Origin of the sequence: Fulvivirga ligni (genome assembly GCF_021389935.1) — a bacterium.
Classification (GTDB): domain Bacteria; phylum Bacteroidota; class Bacteroidia; order Cytophagales; family Cyclobacteriaceae; genus Fulvivirga; species Fulvivirga ligni.
In genome coordinates this window covers 3,125,949-3,145,718 of sequence record NZ_CP089979.1, presented here as the reverse complement: position 1 = coordinate 3,145,718, position 19,770 = coordinate 3,125,949, and the positions used below count along the sequence as shown (strand labels likewise).

The 19,770-nt window shown below is 41.4% G+C and carries 8 protein-coding genes; 2 read left to right on the top strand and 6 right to left on the bottom strand.

What is annotated here, in order from left to right:
• Positions 1-5 precede the first annotated feature (5 nt).
• Positions 6-4,589: an MG2 domain-containing protein gene (locus LVD16_RS13345; protein WP_233774444.1), complete on the top strand. Its 4,584-nt coding sequence runs from the start codon at positions 6-8 to the stop codon at positions 4,587-4,589.
• Here LVD16_RS13345 and LVD16_RS13340 read toward each other — a convergent pair.
• Both LVD16_RS13340 and LVD16_RS13335 read right to left on the bottom strand, forming a co-directional pair.
• A complete protein-coding gene (locus tag LVD16_RS13340) occupies positions 4,586-4,963 on the bottom strand; it encodes a DUF779 domain-containing protein (RefSeq protein ID WP_233774443.1) in 378 nt (125 codons plus the stop codon). The two genes, LVD16_RS13345 and LVD16_RS13340, sit on opposite strands and share 4 nt — an antisense overlap.
• Positions 4,964-5,077: 114 nt before the next feature.
• Entirely contained in the window at positions 5,078-6,601 is a 1,524-nt protein-coding gene (locus LVD16_RS13335; RefSeq protein ID WP_233774442.1) for an aldehyde dehydrogenase family protein, read from the bottom strand.
• 192 nt (positions 6,602-6,793) lie between these two features.
• Between LVD16_RS13335 and LVD16_RS13330 the strand changes: the two genes are divergently transcribed.
• On the top strand, positions 6,794-7,711 hold the full coding sequence (locus LVD16_RS13330; RefSeq protein WP_233774441.1) for an AraC family transcriptional regulator: 918 nt from the start codon (positions 6,794-6,796) through the stop codon (positions 7,709-7,711).
• Here LVD16_RS13330 and LVD16_RS13325 read toward each other — a convergent pair.
• From LVD16_RS13325 to LVD16_RS13310, 4 genes are all read right to left on the bottom strand, one after another.
• Positions 7,708-10,095: an ABC transporter permease gene (locus LVD16_RS13325; RefSeq protein ID WP_233774440.1), complete on the bottom strand. Its 2,388-nt coding sequence runs from the start codon at positions 10,093-10,095 to the stop codon at positions 7,708-7,710. The two genes, LVD16_RS13330 and LVD16_RS13325, sit on opposite strands and share 4 nt — an antisense overlap.
• Before the next feature lie 231 nt (positions 10,096-10,326).
• The gene (locus LVD16_RS13320) at positions 10,327-12,639 is read right to left on the bottom strand and encodes an OmpA family protein (RefSeq protein ID WP_233774439.1); all 2,313 of its coding nucleotides are present in this window, start codon (positions 12,637-12,639) and stop codon (positions 10,327-10,329) included.
• Between the two features lie 22 nt (positions 12,640-12,661).
• Positions 12,662-13,585, bottom strand: a complete 924-nt coding sequence (locus LVD16_RS13315; protein ID WP_233774438.1) for a PorP/SprF family type IX secretion system membrane protein — start codon at positions 13,583-13,585, stop codon at positions 12,662-12,664.
• A 77-nt stretch (positions 13,586-13,662) separates the two neighbouring features.
• A complete protein-coding gene (locus LVD16_RS13310; protein ID WP_233774437.1) occupies positions 13,663-19,635 on the bottom strand; it encodes a putative Ig domain-containing protein in 5,973 nt (1,990 codons plus the stop codon).
• Positions 19,636-19,770: the final 135 nt, after the last annotated feature.

Below are 19,770 nucleotides of genomic sequence, written 5' to 3'. Positions count from 1 at the left end.
TTCTCATGAAAAAGACATTACTAATATCCATCATCAGCTTACTTTGTTTTTCGTCCTTCATCTTCATAAAAGATGGATTCCTGGATGATCTTAAAAAGCAATTACATCTCTACAATCAGCAATATCCTGAAGAAAAGATATACCTGCAGACCGATAAGCCTTTCTACAAACCTGGAGAATCTATCTGGTATAATGCCTTTATTCTCAACAGCACAGACCATAAGCCGAGCACCACAAGTGAAGTGCTCTATGTAGAGCTTATTGATGCTCGTGGTACCGTGGTAAATACCTCAAAACTTCTTATTCAGTCAGGAACAAGCAAAGGTGATTTTGAGCTTTCTGACCAGGCTCCGGGCGGCATATACACCTTGAAAGCCTACACCAAGTGGATGAAAAACTTCGGCGAAGAGATGGTCTTCAGCAAGAAGTTACAAGTTCAACATATAATTACTCCCAGACTACTGCTCAAGCTCGACTTTGAAAAAGAAGCCTATGGACCTGGTGATATGGTGAGAGCAGAACTTAAAGTTTCTAACCTAAAGAATGAAAAAGTATCAAACGCTGAGATAAAATACACCATCTCACTCAATGGAAGTAAGCATCTGGATTCTACCGCTTATACTGACCAGGATGGGGAAGCCAATATCACCTTCCAGCTGCCTGATGGTCTATCAAGTAATGACGGTCTTTTTAATGCCATAGTTCGCACTGAAGGAATTGAAGAATCTATTTCAAGATCTATCCCCATTGTTTTGAATAAGGTGACAGTTCAGTTCTTTCCGGAAGGTGGTGACATGGTAGTCAATCAACCGACTAAGATGGGCTTCAAGGCTTTAAATGAAATGAATAAAGGAGCTGATATAAGTGGTGAAATCATTGATAATGATGGGCTTTTAGTTACTAGTTTCCAAAGCTTTCATATGGGAATGGGCGCTTTTGAGTTCACTCCTAGAGCGGGAAAGCAATACTTTGCTAAAATCAGCTCACCAAGTGGTAATGAAGATCATTTACCATTACCAACAACCAAATCAGGTGGGTACACGCTGCAATTGAAAAATCATGATGATACTCAGCTGCAGTGGGAGATTTATTCTCCCGACAAAACCCAGGGATATTTGGTAGGTCAGGCACATGGCGCTTTATACTATTCAGAAATGATCAGCTTATCCGCTGGCTCAAATAGTATAAAAGTAAACACGGAAGACTTTCCTGCAGGCATAGCAGTATTCACACTGTTTAATGAAAAACACCTGGAGCAGTGCGAACGCCTGGTATTCATCAACCCTCACAAAACCCTTAAAATACAACTGGAAACCAATCATGATGACTATCAGCCTCGGGAGAAAGTTAAGCTCAAAATCAGAACATTGGATAGTGACAACCAGCCTGTGCAGGGAAAGCTTTCGTTAGCCGTGGTAGACGACAAGCTGCTGACCTTTGCAGATGATAAGCAGGATAACATCCTTTCGTCACTGTTATTATCTTCAGAACTAAAGGGAGAAATACAGGAGCCCTCTTTCTATTTTGACCCCGATGAACCAAAAGCAACGGAAGCCATGGACTACCTCTTACTCACACAGGGCTGGAGAAGGTTCAAGTGGGCCGAGGTTCAAAATCCTAATAAAAGCATCACTTATATCCCTGAAAAAGCGAAGAATGTTGCAGGTAGGATTGTGGATAAACATGACAAACCTATCCATGGAGAGGTAACGCTTATGGAGCTGGGCAACGCATATCGAATCATCAATGTTACTACTACCACGGAAGGCCACTTTCTTTTTAAGAATGCTGATGCTACGGTAAGAAAAATGCTCCTTACCAAGCAGCCCAATAAGATAATATTAGATGAGCAAGAGAACAATGATTTTGGCTCATCAGATAATAGCTCTTTCCAATTTGACTATGAAGATAGAGAAATCTTAACCCCAGAATCTAAAAAAAGGAATAAGGTAGTGGGTACACCTCAATCTGACCAATTAGATATTAGTTTATCTTCTGATGTACAGCAGCTTAGCGAGGTGGTAGTTACTGGATATGCGACAGTGACAAAATCCAGTTTAACGGGGTCTGTATCTGTAGTAAATTATACTAACCCTGAAATCACCAATGTAGCCCAGGCGCTGCAAGGTCAGGTAGCCGGTGTTCAGATAACCAGGCAGGAACCAATGCCCACCCCGAATATAAGAATTAGAGGAGTAGGCTCAATTTCTGGAGAAACAGAGCCACTTTATGTTATTAATGGGCATCCATTGGCTTCTAGTGCAAATCAAAATTTTCTTAATAGCAGCTTTATCAATAGCACTGATATTCAGAGCGTTGAGATATTGAGTCCGCAAATGGCCTCAGCTCTTTATGGTAGCCGTGGAGCCAATGGGGCACTTCTCATAACATTGAAGTCCACCCCATACTATAACCTGAAGTCAGAAAAGAAAAAGGCCGTTTACAATCATATCAGCATAGGACCTAAAAAATTCTCCGCTTCAAGGGAGTTTTATGTAGCGCCCCCATCAAAAGAAGAAGAAAGAAGTGATTTCAGAAGCACCATTTACTGGAACCCCAACATTATTACCAATACAAAAGGTGAAGCTGAAGTATCATTTTACAACAATGATGAGGTGAGCAGTTTTAAGATTACCGCAGAAGGTTTTAGCACTACAGGTGAGATAGGTAGAGCTGAGAAAAGCTATTTTACTCAGTTACCCATGTCATTATATGCGAAACTTCCTCAATATTTAGGTTTTGAAGATACCCTAAGAATACCTGTGCAGGTAAAAAATGAAACCAAAAAGATAAAAGAAGCCACATTAAAGGTGAATGCGTCGAATGGTTTTCATTTACTTGAAGATGCATCTCAGTCGATCAATGTTCCACCAAATGAGGTAGTTACAGTGTGGTACACTTTGCTAACCAACCAAATGGAAGGTCAATACCTGATAGACATAACCCTAGATTGTGGTAGCTATTCAGACAAAATCCATCAGAAGCTGAACATTAAATCTGTGGGATTCCCCAGACACCTTAGCCATGCAGCCAGTGTAATGGACAGCACATACATGATAGACTTAGGCGAAATAGAAAAAGGCACTTTCAAGGCCGAATTAAATGCTTACCCTAGCCTGTTAAATGATATCTCCCAGGGCATTGAATCCATATTGAGAACTCCACATGGGTGTTTTGAACAGGTTTCCTCCAGCACGTTCCCCAATATCTTGGCATTACAGTTTATGGAAGAAACGGGTAGCTTTAATATGGAAGTAAGGAATAGGGCCACTCGACTTATTCAAGATGGTTACAGGCGATTAATGGCTTATGAAATTAAAGGTGGTGGTTTCGAGTGGTTCGGTCACCCGGCAGCCCATGAAGCCCTATCAGCCTATGGTTTGTTAGAATTTCATGAAATGGCTAAAGTATATTCCGGAGTTAGCAGCAGCATGATAAAGAGAACCCAGGATTGGCTAATGAGCAGAAAAGATGGAAAAGGGGGCTTCAAACAGAAGCATGGCAAATATGGTTTTTCTGCCGCCTCCAAGGAAGTGAACAACGCTTACATCGTATATGTAATGAGTGAAACAGGGAGCCTTGAATCTGTAAAGGATGAATATGATACTGCCTTAAAAGAAGCTCTCAAAAGCAAGGACATGTATAAAATGGCGCTGCTAGCTAGTGCAGCTTACAACTTTAACCTAATGAAAGACTATCAGTTTCTGGTGGATAAATTTCAAGAGGCAGTGGCTACTCAAGGTATTGGCGAACTCAAAGCAAATGAATCAATAGTTAGAAGCTATGGCAAATCTCTGAAGGTTGAAACTGTAGCTTTTTGGACCGTTGCTTTGCTCAAAAACAATCAACACAATCTCAATCTGATCAATGAATGTATTCAGTTTTTAGTATCTCAAAGAGGTTATTACGGCTATGGCAGTACACAGGCTACTACCCTCACATTAATGGCCTTTACCCAATATGCGAAACTCTTAAACACTCAGAATTCTGATGGCGTGATTGAGCTTTATGCTCAGAATCAGTTGCTTAATACACAAAAATATAAGGAAGAAAGCATGCAGTTGGTACATTTTGACATTGATCAGCATCAGTTATCCAGTAAAGGAGCAACGCCGATACGAGTAAAGTTTAGTGAAACCGGCAAGGCTATTCCATATGGTTTAAACTTTGTATGGCATACGAAAACACCGGTATCTGATAAAAACTGCAGCGTAGCCCTAAAACAACAGCTTCAAGCGAATGATGTGAACATGAATGAGACGGTAAGGCTTCACATCGAAATTAAAAACAAAAAGCAAAATGGCCTACCTATGACTATTGCCAACATCGGCATTCCGGCGGGGTTGAGCTTGCAACCATGGCAACTGAAAGAACTACAGGAAAAAGAAGTGTTTGATTTTTATGAGATCATCAATGACAACCTGATTCTTTACTACACAGAAATGGGACCTGCTGAAACCAAATCTGTAGACCTTGATTTAAAAGCCGAACTGAAAGGTACTTTCACTGCACCTGCCAGCTCCGCCTATTTATATTATACTGAAGAATTTAAAGATTGGGAGAAAGGGAGTTCGGTAACAGTTCACTAAATCGGATTCTTTTCTAGCACCTCCCACTCCTCATCTGTAAAAAGGCGAGAGCGGATAATGAACCTGATACCGAGCGGTATCTCTAATGAAAAGCTGGAACCACGCCCAGGCGTTACATCTAAAGTAAGGTGGGTGTGCTTCCAGTATTCAAACTGATCTCTTGACATATAGAATGGGCAGCCTCTCACCTCTCCCAGCTTCACATCGCTGTCACCTATTCTGAATTCTCCATCTTCAAAACACATGGGGGACGAACCGTCACAACAGCCTCCACTTTGATGAAACATCAGGGGGCCGTATTTATGCTTGAGTTGATCTACTACCTCCAGGGCAGTAGGTGTAATATCTATTCTACTTACTTTTTTAACTTCCATAACCTTTAAAATCAAATATACCGGTGCAGGATTGACCTGCAGATCAACCCTCACCGGCATACCATCTACGTTAATGATAGAGCCTGAACAATCTCATATCATTTTACCCCTACACTAAAAGAAGCCTAACTTCTTCTTATCATAAGAGATCAGCATATTTTTGGTGTTCCTGTAATGGTTTAACATCATTTTATGATTCTCTCTTCCAAAACCTGACTTTTTATAACCTCCAAATGGTGCATGTGCCGGATAAGCGTGATAACAGTTTACCCATACACGGCCAGCCTTAATAGCTCTTGGCATTTGGTATATTTCATGAGCATCGCGAGTCCACAAACCAGCTCCCAGGCCATACAGCGTGTCATTGGCTATGGTCAATGCTTCATCTACATCTTTAAAGGTGGTAACAGAGGTTACCGGTCCGAATATCTCTTCTTGAAAAACCCTCATTTTATTATGGCCTTTGAAAATGGTAGGCTGTACGTAGTAGCCATTTTCCAATCCGGAATTCAGCTTGGCTGCTTCACCTCCACAAAGTACCTCAGCACCTTCTTTTTTACCTATATCAAGGTACGAGAGTATCTTTTCAAACTGATCATTAGAAGCCTGCGCTCCCATCATAGTATCATCAGCCAGTGGATGTCCCATTTTTATGGCCTTGGTTCGCTCGATCACTCTTTCTAAAAACTGATCAGCGATAGATTCATGCACTAAAACTCTTGAAGGGCAAGTACATACTTCACCTTGATTTAGGGCGAACATAACAGCTCCTTCTATACATTTATCAAAAAACTCATCATCAGCTTCTAAAATGCTCGGCATGAATATATTAGGTGATTTTCCTCCTAATTCCATGGTCACTGGAATGAGGTTTTCTGAAGCATATTGCATGATCAGTCTACCAGTAGTAGTTTCACCGGTAAATGCCACTTTGGCCACTCTTGGTGATGTTGCCAATGGCTTACCTGCCTCTGGACCATAGCCTGTTACTATATTGATTACACCTTCTGGCACCACTTCTTGAATGAGCTCCATCAGCACCATAATACTTGTAGGTGTCTGCTCAGCTGGTTTCACCACGGTACAACATCCAGCGGCCAAAGCCGGAGCTATTTTCCAGGTGGCCATCAGTAGCGGGAAGTTCCATGGTATGATCTGACCCACCACACCTAGCGGCTCCTGAAGGTTAATGCTTATTGTATTGGCATCGTGCTCAGACATGCTGCTTTCATCACCTCTGATTACTCCGGCAAAGTATCTGAAATGGTCTACGCATAACGGTAGGTCGGCCGCACGTGTTTCTCTGATGGCTTTACCATTATCAACGGTTTCTACCTGAGCCAAATACTCAAGATTATCCTCTATGATATCTGCTATTCTCAGTAGTACTCTGCTTCTTTCAGCAGCAGCTGTTTTAGACCATTTTGGAAAAGCCTTATGAGCGGCATCCAGTGCCTTTTCAATATCTTCTTTATTACCTCTGGCAGATCTTGTAAATGGTTGTCCATTAATAGGACTTATATTATCGAAATACTCTCCACTGCTGGGGGCAACCCATTTGCCTCCAATGAAATGATCATAGTGGGGTTTAAATTCTGGCCATTTTACGGCCTTACTTTCTTTTGTTAAAGTATCCATAGTAGCGGGGTTTATTCAATAAGTCCAAGCTGCTAATTTTATATCAAAAAATCTTTGCCGAGCGTTCAAACCAGTTTGCTGTGTGTACAAAACCAAACTTTTAAGCTTCGTAAACGATTGAAAGTATAGAAATGAGTTCGAAATCATGCCAATATTGATTAACTTCATACAAACTCCCCTACTGCTACCACTATGAACAAGAACCTGATCAACACCCTCCCGGATAGAAAAGAGAAGTCATTATTCACTTTAGTGGAAAACCGCAGCTCTTATTCTTTCGATGTATGTGAGCTAAATTTGTTTGAAACGCACCAAACGGCTCATAATGTGGACCTTATGTTCAATGACTTTGTACTAACAAGTATGCTCAGTGGTAGAAAAATAATGAAGCTGGATTCAACTCCAGCCTTTGAATATCTGCCCGGAGAGTCAGTGATTTTACCTCCTGGTGAACATATGCATATAGATTTTCCAGATGCTGAAATGGATACTCCTACCCGATGTATTGCTTTAACCATTTCGCAGGATGTTATAAAAAACACGGTAAACCGTCTCGCAGAATATCACCCAAAAGCTGATGGTTGGGGTGAGTGGGAAATCAATTTAGCTTCGTTACACCTAAACAATACCCAGGAATTGGCCGACACTATTGACAGGATCATTAAGATAACCAAGAGCGAGCAGGGAAAGGTAAAGGACATCATGGTGCAGCTCACCTTACAGGAAATGCTGATCAGACTGATGCAGACCCAGGCCAGATCCTTGTTTGAATCTTCTCACTCTTTATGGTCTAACCAAAATCCTCTGGCTGCCGCCATCCAATATATGAAACAGAATTTAAGAGGAAAAATAAGCTTGGATGAAGTAGCCAAAATTGCTTGCATGAGCAGAACCAGCTTTTTCCAGAAATTCAAAGAGACCATGGGTGAAACACCTAGTCAGTACATTTTGAAAGAAAGAATAAAGCTAGCCCAAAGAGATTTAGAATCTTCTGACAAGAATATAACAGAAGTATGCTTCTCTTCGGGCTTTGAAAATCTATCTCATTTTATTCGCGCCTTCAAGCAAGAAGTGGGTTGCACCCCTAAAAGCTATCAGCAGAATAATTAATCATTGCGAATTACATCTGAAGGGTTTCGCATGGCAGCACCAATAGTTTGAGTACTAATGGTAAGTAACGATACAGCCACCAAAACCACACCCGAGATAATAAACACCTCCCAAGGCATATCTATGTGATAAGCAAAGCCTTGAAGCCATCTGCTCATAATATACCAGCTCAGCGGTGCGGCTATTACCACAGCTACCAAAATCAGCTTGGCAAAGTCTGCTGACAGAAGCGTAACAATGCTACTTAAAGACGCTCCCAACACCTTTCTTATACCTATTTCTTTTATTCTATGACTGATCATAAGCGCTGATAAGCCTAATAAACCAATACAGCCCAAAAAGATAGCTAATGAGGTAAAAAACACGAACAACTTCCCTAATTGCTGCTCAGTTTCATAGAGTCCGTTATATTCATCGTTCAAGAAAATAGGACTATAAGGTAAGTCTGGATACACCTGTGACCAAACATTTCCGATATTGGCAAGTGCACCACTCACATCATCTCCATTAATTCTTATCATTACCTGTCCATAAATATCATCTACAAACAGTGCCAGTGGCCCCACTTTCTCATGTAAGGCAGCGAAATGAAAATCATCCATCACTCCTATAATTTCAGTGTTTTCAGATTTATAATTGATCACCTGCCCCACGGCTTCCTCCGCTGTCCAGCCAAGCTGCTTTACTGCTTCCTCATTAAATATTACATTCATATGAAGCGCCTGAAGTGAATCTGAATTTGGTGCAAAGGCCTGTTTCTGATCTCTTTCATCAAAATCTCTGCCTGCCAATAGCTTGATATTAAGCGTTTTGAGATAATTATATTCTACCGGATTGGCGGTAATCATGAGACTGTTACCATCAGAGGTTTCTATGCCATCTCCCCAGCCTATCTCGGTAGGAGTTTCATAGGCCATAGTCATGGATTCAATCTGAGGAAATTGGATAAGCTGTGATTTTAACGTCTGAAATTTCCTTGAATCCTTTCCACTGATAGACAAGGCGATGACATGATCCCTTTGATACCCCAGGTCTGTGGTTTTGATATAGTTAAGCTGCTTATAAATACCTAAAGAAGAGATAATAAGCATGGCTGATACAATGAATTGAAAAACAATCAATGAACGTCTTAAAACCACACCGCCTTTAGAACTTTTTACCGCTCCCTTCAGGGTTTTAGCCGGGGCAAACCTAGATAATACAAATGCCGGGTATACTCCAGCTAAAATTGCCACTACCACCAATACAGCTAAGATAACAGCTATCACCTGTGGCTCCATGATCAGCCCAATTGAATAGGTTTTATTAAGCGTTTGGTTAAAGAAAGGTAAAACAGCCGTGGTTAAAGCTATACCTAACACAGCGGCAGAAAATACGCTGAGTACTGATTCATTGATATATTGAACAAACAACTGCCCTTTACTAGCTCCAAGCACCTTCCTCACGCCTACTTCAGTGCCTCTTTCAACAGATCGGGCTGTAGCCAGATTCACATAGTTGACACAGGCCACTAAAAGGATAAGGAAAGCCACTACGCTGAAAAGGTAGATATACGTGATATTTACATTTGGCTCTAAACCGGATACTTCAGACTTTAAATGCACGTCAATGAGCGGCTCTAATATAAAGCCCAAATGATTTTCAGCATCCATTCGCATTTCCTGTCTCTTGCTCAGCATGTAGTCATCTATCTTTTGTTGAAGGGTTGCGAAGTCCCCAGCCTGGTTGAGCAATAGATAGGTAGGATAATTAGCAGAGCTCCATTGTTCGTTTTGGTAAGCCCATAATGACGAAAAGGAGCCTATGAAATCATATTTTATTTGAGATGTAGCTGGCGCTGGCTTAATAACACCAGTGATTTCATAATCTTTGGTTCCTACCTTTATAGTTTCGCCCAGCACATCTGTGGTTCCGAAATATTTGTTAGCAGACTCAGGTGTGAGCACCACCTTATTAGGGCTAGCGAGTGCAGTTTTTTCATTACCCGAAATCAGATCGAAAGAGAATGCCTCAAAAAAGGTAGAATCTGCATGGAGAAATTTAGTTTCCTCATACAGTTTGTCCTTGTACTTAACTGTTCGCGGATATACATCAAACCTAACAGCTGCTTTTACTTCAGGAAATTCTCTGGAAAAAGTGGGACCTACTATGGATCCATTTACAGCATGCTTGCTTTTCTCTCCCGAGAATGAATACTCCATCACTACGCGAGCTATTCGCTCCTTATTTTCGTGAAACTTATCATAGCTAGTCTCCTGCCATACGAAAATAGATAGCAGCAAAGCACTGGCAAAGCCAACAGCCAGGCCAAGTATGTTAATAACGGTAAAGAATTTATGTCGAAGAAAATATCTAAGTGCGGAGGTCAGGTAATTTTTGATCATATCCATTCTGTTTTGTAAAGGTAATCAACTGTTTACAAAGCAGATGCCATCTCAGTAATCATCAAAATAAGGCAACTGAGAGATATAGACGTTCCTTTTCGAACATTCACAATTCCGATATCGGACGGCATAAAAAATCCCGCGGCCAAAAAGCCCGGGATCTTATTCTTCAGCAAAAAATCAGTTATCTAACTTAAACTACTATTCATCTACTATCAAGCATCGTAAATGTTAATTAGTGGACTTACCGATGTGGAAGTTTTGATTTCCGTCTACATCTAATATGCCCTGATTGATTGATAACACTTTAAACTCGGTTCTTCTATTTTGTTGATGTTCAAATTCTGAGCAATCTTCATTATCACCACAGTCATTAAGCAGCTGGGATTCTCCATATCCGGAAGCTCTCATTCTGTAGGGAACAATACCTTTTCCGGTGAGGTAGTCCACCACTGCCTGTGCCCTCATTGCAGATAGTCTTAGATTAAAATCTGAGTCTGCACGGCTGTCAGTATGAGCTCTCAGTTCTATTCTCATATCTGGATACTTATACATGAGGTCTGCTAATTTATCCAGCTCTTCTGCTGCTTGCTCTGTAATTTCCGCTTTATTCAATTCGTAATAGATATTATTTACCTGCACCACATCGCCAGTACAAAGCATAATTAAATCTTCCTTATAATTGGTTGATTTATGCACTCCTTTAGTGCTAATTCTAATAGAGTTTATGCCACAATCTTTTTTAGTGGCCACTATTTCATAGTCTTTCTGAGGCTCTAAGGAGAAATTGTATTTACCATCTTCCGCAGTGGTAAACTCTTCTCTGAGCACATTTCCGTTACTTTCTATGAGCTGCACCTGCACACCTGTCATATTTTGTCGCGTAGCATCGCTAAGTACATTGCCACTAACATTGAACACCAATGGTTTTAGCATGACGCTTACATAAGAATCATTGCTGGTAATATTCTGAAACTCAAACCCTTCTTTGCTTACTACAAAACTATTATTACCATCATCTACACAGAGCTCTAACTTACCGTTATAATTAGTCCTGTGAGTTTCAATATCATTGATCTTCACTGAAGCGTCTTCCAGTACTCGGTTATTTTCACCATTGTACACGGTAAGCTCTATAGGAAAACATTGTTTCTTAAAATAATAAAGATCATCATCTGATAGTCCTCTTTTTCTGTTTGAACTGAAGTATCCATGCGTAGAACTCAGATAGATGATACCGAAGTCATCCTTTTCGGAGTTTATAGGAGCACCTACATTCTTGAATTCGGTGATCTTGTCATTAGTAAAATTAGCCATGAATACATCCAAACCTCCAAGACCGGGGTGACCGTCTGATGAAAAATAAAGGTCTCCATTTCCTCTTACATAAGGGAAGAGCTCATCACCGGCAGTATTAATCTCTGTAACATTTACAGGATCTGACCAGGCACCATTAGTATAATCTGAATAATAAATATCCGCTCCACCCATGCCACCAGGCATATCAGAAGCAAAATATAACCGCTTGCTGTCAGGAGTAAATGATGGGTGTCCGACAGAATAGTTTGGATTATTAAATGGTAACTCCTGAACATCAGACAATGTATGGTTTTTAACTTTGGCCGAAAACAAGTGAAGCCTCTTGATCTTCTCTCCTCTCTCATTTGCGGTGAATATGAGTCTTTCCAGATCATCTGAATAGCAAGCGGGTCCTATGTGCATACCTTTAGAAGGGGACACGAATTTTTTGACCTTCGCCGACGGGCGAATATTGTAACGTACGCTATCATGCATAAAAGTAGAACCGTAGGTAGCTATAACGTCTGCTTCCACACTGCTGGCTTTGGTAAAATTGGCGTTTTTAGCATTCTTCGTTTCTACAGTATACTGTGCGCTCTGAAGGCCTGAAGATATATCATTATGCAATGCGCTGGTATCTGGAATAATGTACCATTCTACAATCGGGGTTTTGTCATAACCTGATACTTTTCTCACCCCCACATCTTCACTTCTATTTGAGCAAAACACAAGCCCCTTTCCATAAAAGAATGGACTGAAATCTGATTGCCAGGAATTAACTCCGTGCAGGTATCTCACGGAATATTTAGTAGAATCCTTATAAAATTCGTTCATAGACGCATAAGCTCGTGCAAACTTCCGCCCCCGGGTGTCCTCAGGAACAAGATCTGAGTATTTAGAATACCATTCCTTCGCACTTTCATAATCTCCAGATTCTGCTAACATGGAAGCATAGTACCAAACATTACCTGGTTCAGGATTTTCCACATTAGCCAATTTTGCATACAGACTTAATGCTTTAGCAGAATTATTTGTAGCACGATAGCATTCTGCTAATTTCAACAACGATTCTTGATCATCCGGATGACTTTTAATTATATCTTCATACAAAGAGGCTGCCTCGGCATATCCTTTCTGCTCGAACTTTCTATTAGCTATTTTCTTAGCCACCGATTGTGCCCAAACAGTTTCGAAGGCCAACATGGCTAGTATCACTGTACATGTTATTCTAATTGAATTTTTCATTTTACCTCCTTTTTAATCTTCATTAAAAATACCTCGGCGATACCAAGTCCTTTTTAGAATACCCAAACTCGTAGCGTAACATAAATTCATTAGTACTCTGCTGCCCCAGCTCTGATAAAGTAAGATCATATGAGTAACCAATTCTTAGCTGTGGAAGCACCTGTAACTCTAGCATTCCTACTACCGCCTCACTAGATCTATACGAAACTCCTACCGCCGCCAGATTCAATAACCATACGTTTAAACTTACATCGTAATGTAAAGGGGCACCATTAACCGCTCTCATCAAGAAGGAAGGCTTCAGGTCAATATCAGGACTTACATCAAACACATAACCGGATGTAAGAAACCAGTGATTATTCTGTTCATAGAGGTTTTTATTACCCTCCGCAGCATTTACTTTACCTTGTCCGGCTAAATGTGGCACTGAAAATCCTATATAAAATCGATCTGTGTTATATAAAGCACCCGCTCCAAAGTTGAATCTAAACTCATTTTGGTTAGCCATAAAAGCAGGGTCATTGTAATCATAAAGGGCCAGCTGACTGTAATTAGCTTTAAATTTTAAAAGGCCGGCCTGTAGTCCCAGGCTTAATATTCCCTTATTGAAATAAACCTTGTAGGAGTACATTCCATAAAATCCGGTATTGTTAATCACCTCCACATTATCATTAAATATCTGCACGCCCAGACCTACTCTCTTATTTCTCAGCTCCATATCTGCCGTGAATAATTGGGTGCTGGGACCGCCCTCAATCTTCCTCCACTGCGAGCGGTATAGACAAGTAGCACTCAGCACCTCTCTATTACCAGCATAAGCCGGATTTATGGTGAGCATATTAAACATATACTGTGAATATATTGGGTCCTGCTGGGCATTAACGGCGGTGCCACTCATGATGAGTAACCATGTCAGCAGTAAGATATGTCTGTAGAGTTTTAACATAATTTCATCGGTTAATAACTAAAAAGCTCTTTAGAGTTTGACCGTTGCTAATCTTAATAGAGTAGTAATACACTCCGTTAGGCAAAGTATTCCCAATCAGCGTACCCTGGTTGGTCTCCCCCTTCCCAATCGTTATTGTAGGTCTCACTGTGATAAACCACATCTCCCCATCTATTGAATATATCCAACTGTGCCGTGAGTCCGCATGCCAATTGAATGACAAAAGCATCTTGAATACCATCACCATTGGGCGAAAATCCATCGGGAATGAATTGCTCTGGAGGATTGATCGTAATTACCGTTACATCTCTCTCGGCAGGTACTCCATTAAACTCCTCATCAGGATCTATATGAAATGACACGGCAGTAACCGGGTCACCTAAATAGCTGGCCGAACCTCTCACCACATTTAAGAAATCTCCAAATGAGCCTGATGGCGCTACCTGAATGGTATAAGAGATCCTAAAGCTTTCGCCACTCTCCAGGTCAATCACCTTATCTAAAAGCTCTATATCTATGGCGCCATCAAAGTCAGGATTAACAGCAACATCATCTGATTCTAAAGAGGTGATAGTGAACTCTATTGGTGAAGGGAATATGCTTCTCAGGTCCGTGGTAAGCTGCAGGTGCTCCAATACGTCGATACCAAAATTCTTCACAACTACTACCATTTCCAACTCTAGCTCACATGTGGAGAGCCATTCTGAAGATTCAATGTATGTACCGATACCAAGTATATTATTAGGTTCAATTCTTATTGGAGTGGGTTCATTTTCGTCTGGCCTTTCATCTCCGTCAGGATCAGGATCAAGACCATCTTGCGATAGATCTGAGGTCTTCTCGGTACTAATGCTACCTGTGGCTGCTACTGATGATTGATGTAGATAAAGGCCATAAGCACCTTTTGCATCTAACCTCACCGTAAAACTGATCTCCTGACTTTCATCTATATCCAGGGTGCCAGCACTAATGAGCACCTTATTGGTAACTCCGTCATAACTTGGATTAATGGATAGATTATCAGAAGATGATGTTGGAGCACTTTCTATAGCTATAGTCATAGGATCGGGTAAAGCATTTCGCAGGTCAGATATTACTTCAAGATCCTGCAGTGACTCATTGCCATAGTTCTGAACTGTAATAGTGAAATCTATCAGATATGTACCATCCGTTTGATATTCAGGCGTTGCAGCATTATTGGCTATTCCTATGTTAGGAAGCACTTTTAATAGTATTGGTGTTGGGGTACTTTCATTTTCATCATTCGGATTTCCATTACCATTAGGATCAGGATTTATCCCGTTTACTGACACATCACTGTAGCTCACTGTTCTATCCGCATTGTAGGCAAATGCTATGGCGGAATTTAGAAATGGCCCTACCTTATTGCCATTATCAATATCAATGGTCAGAGTAATCAAATCCGCAGCCCCCAGCGCAAGAGTACTTACCAGGGGATCTAACAGGTTGATATCATCATCTCCATTGTAATTTGGATTCACTACCAAAGTTCCCTCTGATTTCAGATCAGTTACACTGTAATGAACATCAGGTGGAAATGTAAAGGACGCTAAGGCATCGAAAACCGAAACATTATGAAGTGAAGTATTACCCAGATTTTTCACATTAATAAGGTAAGTCACTGAAAAATGGCCGTTTTCCATTGGCTGCGGTGCTCCAGCAGCCTTTGCCACACCTATTACTGGTGAAAGGCTTAAGTAAGTAGTTGTTCCTCCATCTTCACCAGGATCACCAGGATATCCATTGCCATTCGGATCAGGATCACTGCCGGGAGCTGAGGTATCAGTGGTACTTCCTGTGCCACCAGCACCATTTCCACTAGCTATGGCTGAATTTACAAAAGGTCCTACTGCTCCATTTGGAAATACTATAAGACTCAGACTTATGGTTTCCTTATCTCCTATACCTAAAGTGCTGTTATTCTCTAACAGATCAATATCACTGTGTCCATTGTAGGTATTGCTCACTATTAATGATCCTGTAGCTGAGATTGAACTTACTTCAAAAGAAACAGGTGCCGGATAAGTAAGCTCCAGATTATCCTGAACCTGAACGTTTTGCAGATTGACGTTACCCAAATTCTCTACTGTAATTGTGTAGTTCACCAAATAACTACCATCATCCAGAAACTGGGGTGCTGCTGAGCTCTTGGCGGCTCCAATTTGAGGCACAGCATTTAGGTTAATTATGGTAGGATCATTCTCACCTACTTCTGTAGGATCTCCGTTGTTATTGGCATCTGGCTCATTACCATCATCTGAAATGTCAGTAAACGTATTTCCTTTACTGTCTTCAGCCTCAATGGTAGCTGAATTACTAAAGCTGGTATCGCCACCATTAGCATTTACAAGTAGTGTTAATACCACCGTTCTCTGCTGACCAACGTCTATTTTACTACTGCTACTCAACAAATTAACATCTGAAGAACCATCATAAGCAGGATTAGCTACTAACTGACCCGTAGTTACCAAAGAGGTAATCTGGAAAGTAGCCGGAGATGGAAATGTTTGCGAGAGGTCATCATTGAGTTTCAGCTTATCTATAAGAACATCACCCATATTCTCCACCACAAAAGTAATTGTGACCCGATAATTACCTGAGCTTTGCGACTGTGGAGTACTGACAGACTTGGCCAAACCCACGGTGATATTATCAATATGTGGAGCATCTATAACCAATGTTACATTGCTGATAGTTACTCCACCAAACTCATCAGTGGTGGTAATAGTAACAGGATATGTCCCCTCCACTACCTGCGAAGGATCATCTACCACTATGGTACCGTCACTTTCAATAATTACTCCGCTAGGAAGGCTACCAGTAGTTACCACTGCGCTTACAATATCGCCATCAGGATCCGAGGCTTCTGCTAGCACATCATCACTCTCATACTCATTAGCAGGCTTTGAGGGAAAAACCGTATACTCTGATTCATTATCAGGATCTGAGAAGGGATTGAACACAATGGTAATACTACTGGTAGTTTCGCCCCCTAATATATCTTGAGTTGTTATTTGAAGGCTATAGGTTCCAGCCGCTAAAAGGCCGGTGTTGTTAACTGTAATTTCTCCATTTGAAGCCAAAATAGTCCCCGGAGGCAGCACACCAGAAGTTACTGTAGCAGATACTATGGCTCCGTTAGCATCAGTAACCGTAGCGATGGATTCACCCGCGGTATAGTTGTTAACTGGTTTGGCAGTGGCCACCGTATAAATGGCCTCTATATCGTTCGGGTTAATTTTGAGAACCAGATTACTGAGAGTGGTTCCATTCTTATCATCAGTGGTTCTTATATCTACATTATAAACACCACTCACCAACAAAGAGGCATTAGTAACCTGAATGGTACCATCCGCCAATAAGGTGGTACCCGGTGGCAAAGTGCCAGACACAATGGTTGCAGAAACTATAGGCCCGTCAGCATCTGTCACGGTAGCCAGAATATCTGAATTGCTATAATCATTTCTGGGCTTGAAAGGATTGACAACATAAACCGCCTCTGCATCAGCAGGATTGATATTAATATTTAATTCCGTGGTAGTTTCCCCTCCAAATTCATCAACTGTAGTCACCTCGAAAGTATAGCTACCCGGCACCAAAAGGCCCGGATTGGAGACAGATACTGTTCCATCAGGAGCCAGCACTAATCCGGGAGGCAATGAACCGTCAGTAACAGTAGCGGAAACTATATCACCATTGGCATCAGTGGCACTGGCTAACACTTCGGCCGCCACATAGTCATTTACCGGCTTAGCATCTTCTACCACATATACTGCTTCAATATCTGCCGGATTAATCTCTATGGTGATATTGCTCACTGTAGTACCATTTTTCTCATCTACAGTAGTAATGCCCAGAGCATAAGATCCAGGAACTAAGCTACCTGAGTTAGATGCTGTTATTGTACCATCCGAAGCAATACTTAAACCTGCTGGCAATGAGCCTGAGGTAACGGTAGCAGAAACAATTGCTCCGTCGGCATCAGTGACCGTAGCCACCACATCAGAATTAGCATAATCGTTTACCGGTTTCGCATCCATAACCACATAAACAGCCTCATTATCAGGAGATCCGATGATAATCGTAACATCTGTAGATGTTTGCCCACCATTCTCATCCGTGGTAGTTACCTCGAAAGTATAGCTGCCATCTACCAGATTATCAGCATCATCTACGGTAATGGTGCCATCTGTGGCCAAATCAACACCGAGAGGCAAAGTACCCCCTGTTACCACGGCATCTACAATATCTCCATTAGCATCTGTAACAGTGGCCAATACATCATTATCAGCATATTCATCCACAGGTTTTGGATCTTCTACCACATAAACCGCCTCCACGTCTGCCGGATTAATGGTTATGGTAAGTTCACTGCTGGTTTCGCCTCCGTTTTCATCTACCGTGGTTACTTCAAATGTATAATCTCCTGGAGATAAGTTACCAGCATTTGAAACAGTAACCGTTCCATCAGCAGCCAGCGATGTACCCGGAGGCAAAGAGCCATTAGTTACCGTGGCCGAAACGATGTCTCCATTGGCATCTGTAGCACTAGCCAGTACATCTGAGTTTGCATAGTCATTCACTGGCTTGGGGTCCGCAATAGTGTATACAGCCTCTATATCCGCAGGATTGATGATTAACGTAAGTTCAGTGGCTGTTTCACCTCCATTTTCATCAATAGTGGTCACTTCAAAAGTGTAGCTTCCGGCCACCAAAGCATTAGCATCAGAAACGGAAATGGTACCATCCGAAGCTAAAGTTAGTCCCGGAGGAAGGCTTCCATTAGTAACAGAAGCCGCCACAATATCCCCGTTGGCATCTGTAGCTGTGGCCAAAATATCTGAATTAGCATAGTCATTTACAGGCTTTGCAGGCTCAACAACGTATACTGCTTCTATATCGGCAGAATTAATAATAATGGTCAATTCTGTTACGGTCTGGCCTCCGTTTTCATCTGTGGTAGTGACCTGAAAGGTAGTGCTTCCCACCACCAGAGCATTGGCATTACTCACTGAAATAGTGCCATCTGAAAGCATGGTAGTTCCTGGCGGCAAACTACCACTACTTACACTGGCTGATATGATATCTCCATTGGCATCTGTAGCTGATGCCAGCACATTCCCGTTAGTATAATCATTCACCGGCTTAGCTCGTGCTACTATATAAATGGCTTCAATATCTGTGGGATTAATAATGATGGTAAGCTCAGTAACTGTAGTTCCGGCGTGCTCATCTGTAGTAGTTACTTCGAAGGCGTAAGAACCGGCCACTAGTGACGAAGCGTCATTCACACGAATAGTTCCGTCACTTTCTAAAACGGTGCCTGGCGGTAAAGAGCCAGAAGTAACGGTGGCGGCTACAATATCACCGTCAGCATCAGTGGCTGTGGCAATTACCTCACTATCTACATAATCATTTACAGGTTTGAAGGGCTCAACACTGTATATTGCTTCCTGATCACCAAAGGTTTGAATATCGAAAATGCGAAGATCATGAGCCACCAGACCAAGAGAAACCAAATCTCCTGACCGGATGCGGATACGCTGCATGGTGGGATTATTGTTGAGGATATATAGTCTAAAACGGTTATCCGAAGCACTGAGCACATCTATCCGAAGGTCTAGCAGATTACCATCATCAAAAGACTCTAACAAGGCGCCAGAGTTATCATAGAAATTTATTTGAAGCCTTTGAAATACATCAGCAGCTAATAGTGATAAAACTGAACCGTCAAACTCCAGATCTATAGCTACAATATTATTATCCGCCACTGGGCTAGCAAAGCCATAGGTAACTTCTCCAAAACCAGCCACACCCAAAACTCCGAATAGAATAGAACCAAATGAATTTTCATCTGTATCCCAGGCTCTATCAGGATTGTTTACACCACATAACACACAAATTCCTCCGGTGTTAGTACTGATAGTGCTGTTGGGTCGGTTTTGAGCATAACTAAAATTAGCAGCTAACAGAATGATAACCAGCAGGTTAAAAATCCCAGAAATCTTGTTATGTAGAAAGAAAGCCATGCTATCAATTTTTTTAAAAAATGAGTTTTAGGTGCTTCGTTATATAGTAAATCTATCAATGAACCCATTACTTCTCAATCGAGAAAAGGGTGTATATTGGAACTAGTGGAAACTACGTAGCGTCAGAGAAAACTC

Excerpts from the sequence above, each read along its gene's own strand:
- LVD16_RS13320 (WP_233774439.1), bottom strand. The coding sequence starts at position 12,639 with ATGAAAAATTCAATTAGAATAACATGTACAGTGATACTAGCCATGTTG.
- LVD16_RS13325 (WP_233774440.1), bottom strand. The coding sequence starts at position 10,095 with ATGATCAAAAATTACCTGACCTCCGCACTTAGATATTTTCTTCGACAT.
- LVD16_RS13335 (WP_233774442.1), bottom strand. The coding sequence starts at position 6,601 with ATGGATACTTTAACAAAAGAAAGTAAGGCCGTAAAATGGCCAGAATTT.
- LVD16_RS13345 (WP_233774444.1), top strand. The coding sequence starts at position 6 with ATGAAAAAGACATTACTAATATCCATCATCAGCTTACTTTGTTTTTCG.
- LVD16_RS13340 (WP_233774443.1), bottom strand. The coding sequence starts at position 4,963 with ATGGAAGTTAAAAAAGTAAGTAGAATAGATATTACACCTACTGCCCTG.
- LVD16_RS13315 (WP_233774438.1), bottom strand. The coding sequence starts at position 13,585 with ATGTTAAAACTCTACAGACATATCTTACTGCTGACATGGTTACTCATC.
- LVD16_RS13330 (WP_233774441.1), top strand. The coding sequence starts at position 6,794 with ATGAACAAGAACCTGATCAACACCCTCCCGGATAGAAAAGAGAAGTCA.
- LVD16_RS13310 (WP_233774437.1), bottom strand. The coding sequence starts at position 19,635 with ATGGCTTTCTTTCTACATAACAAGATTTCTGGGATTTTTAACCTGCTG.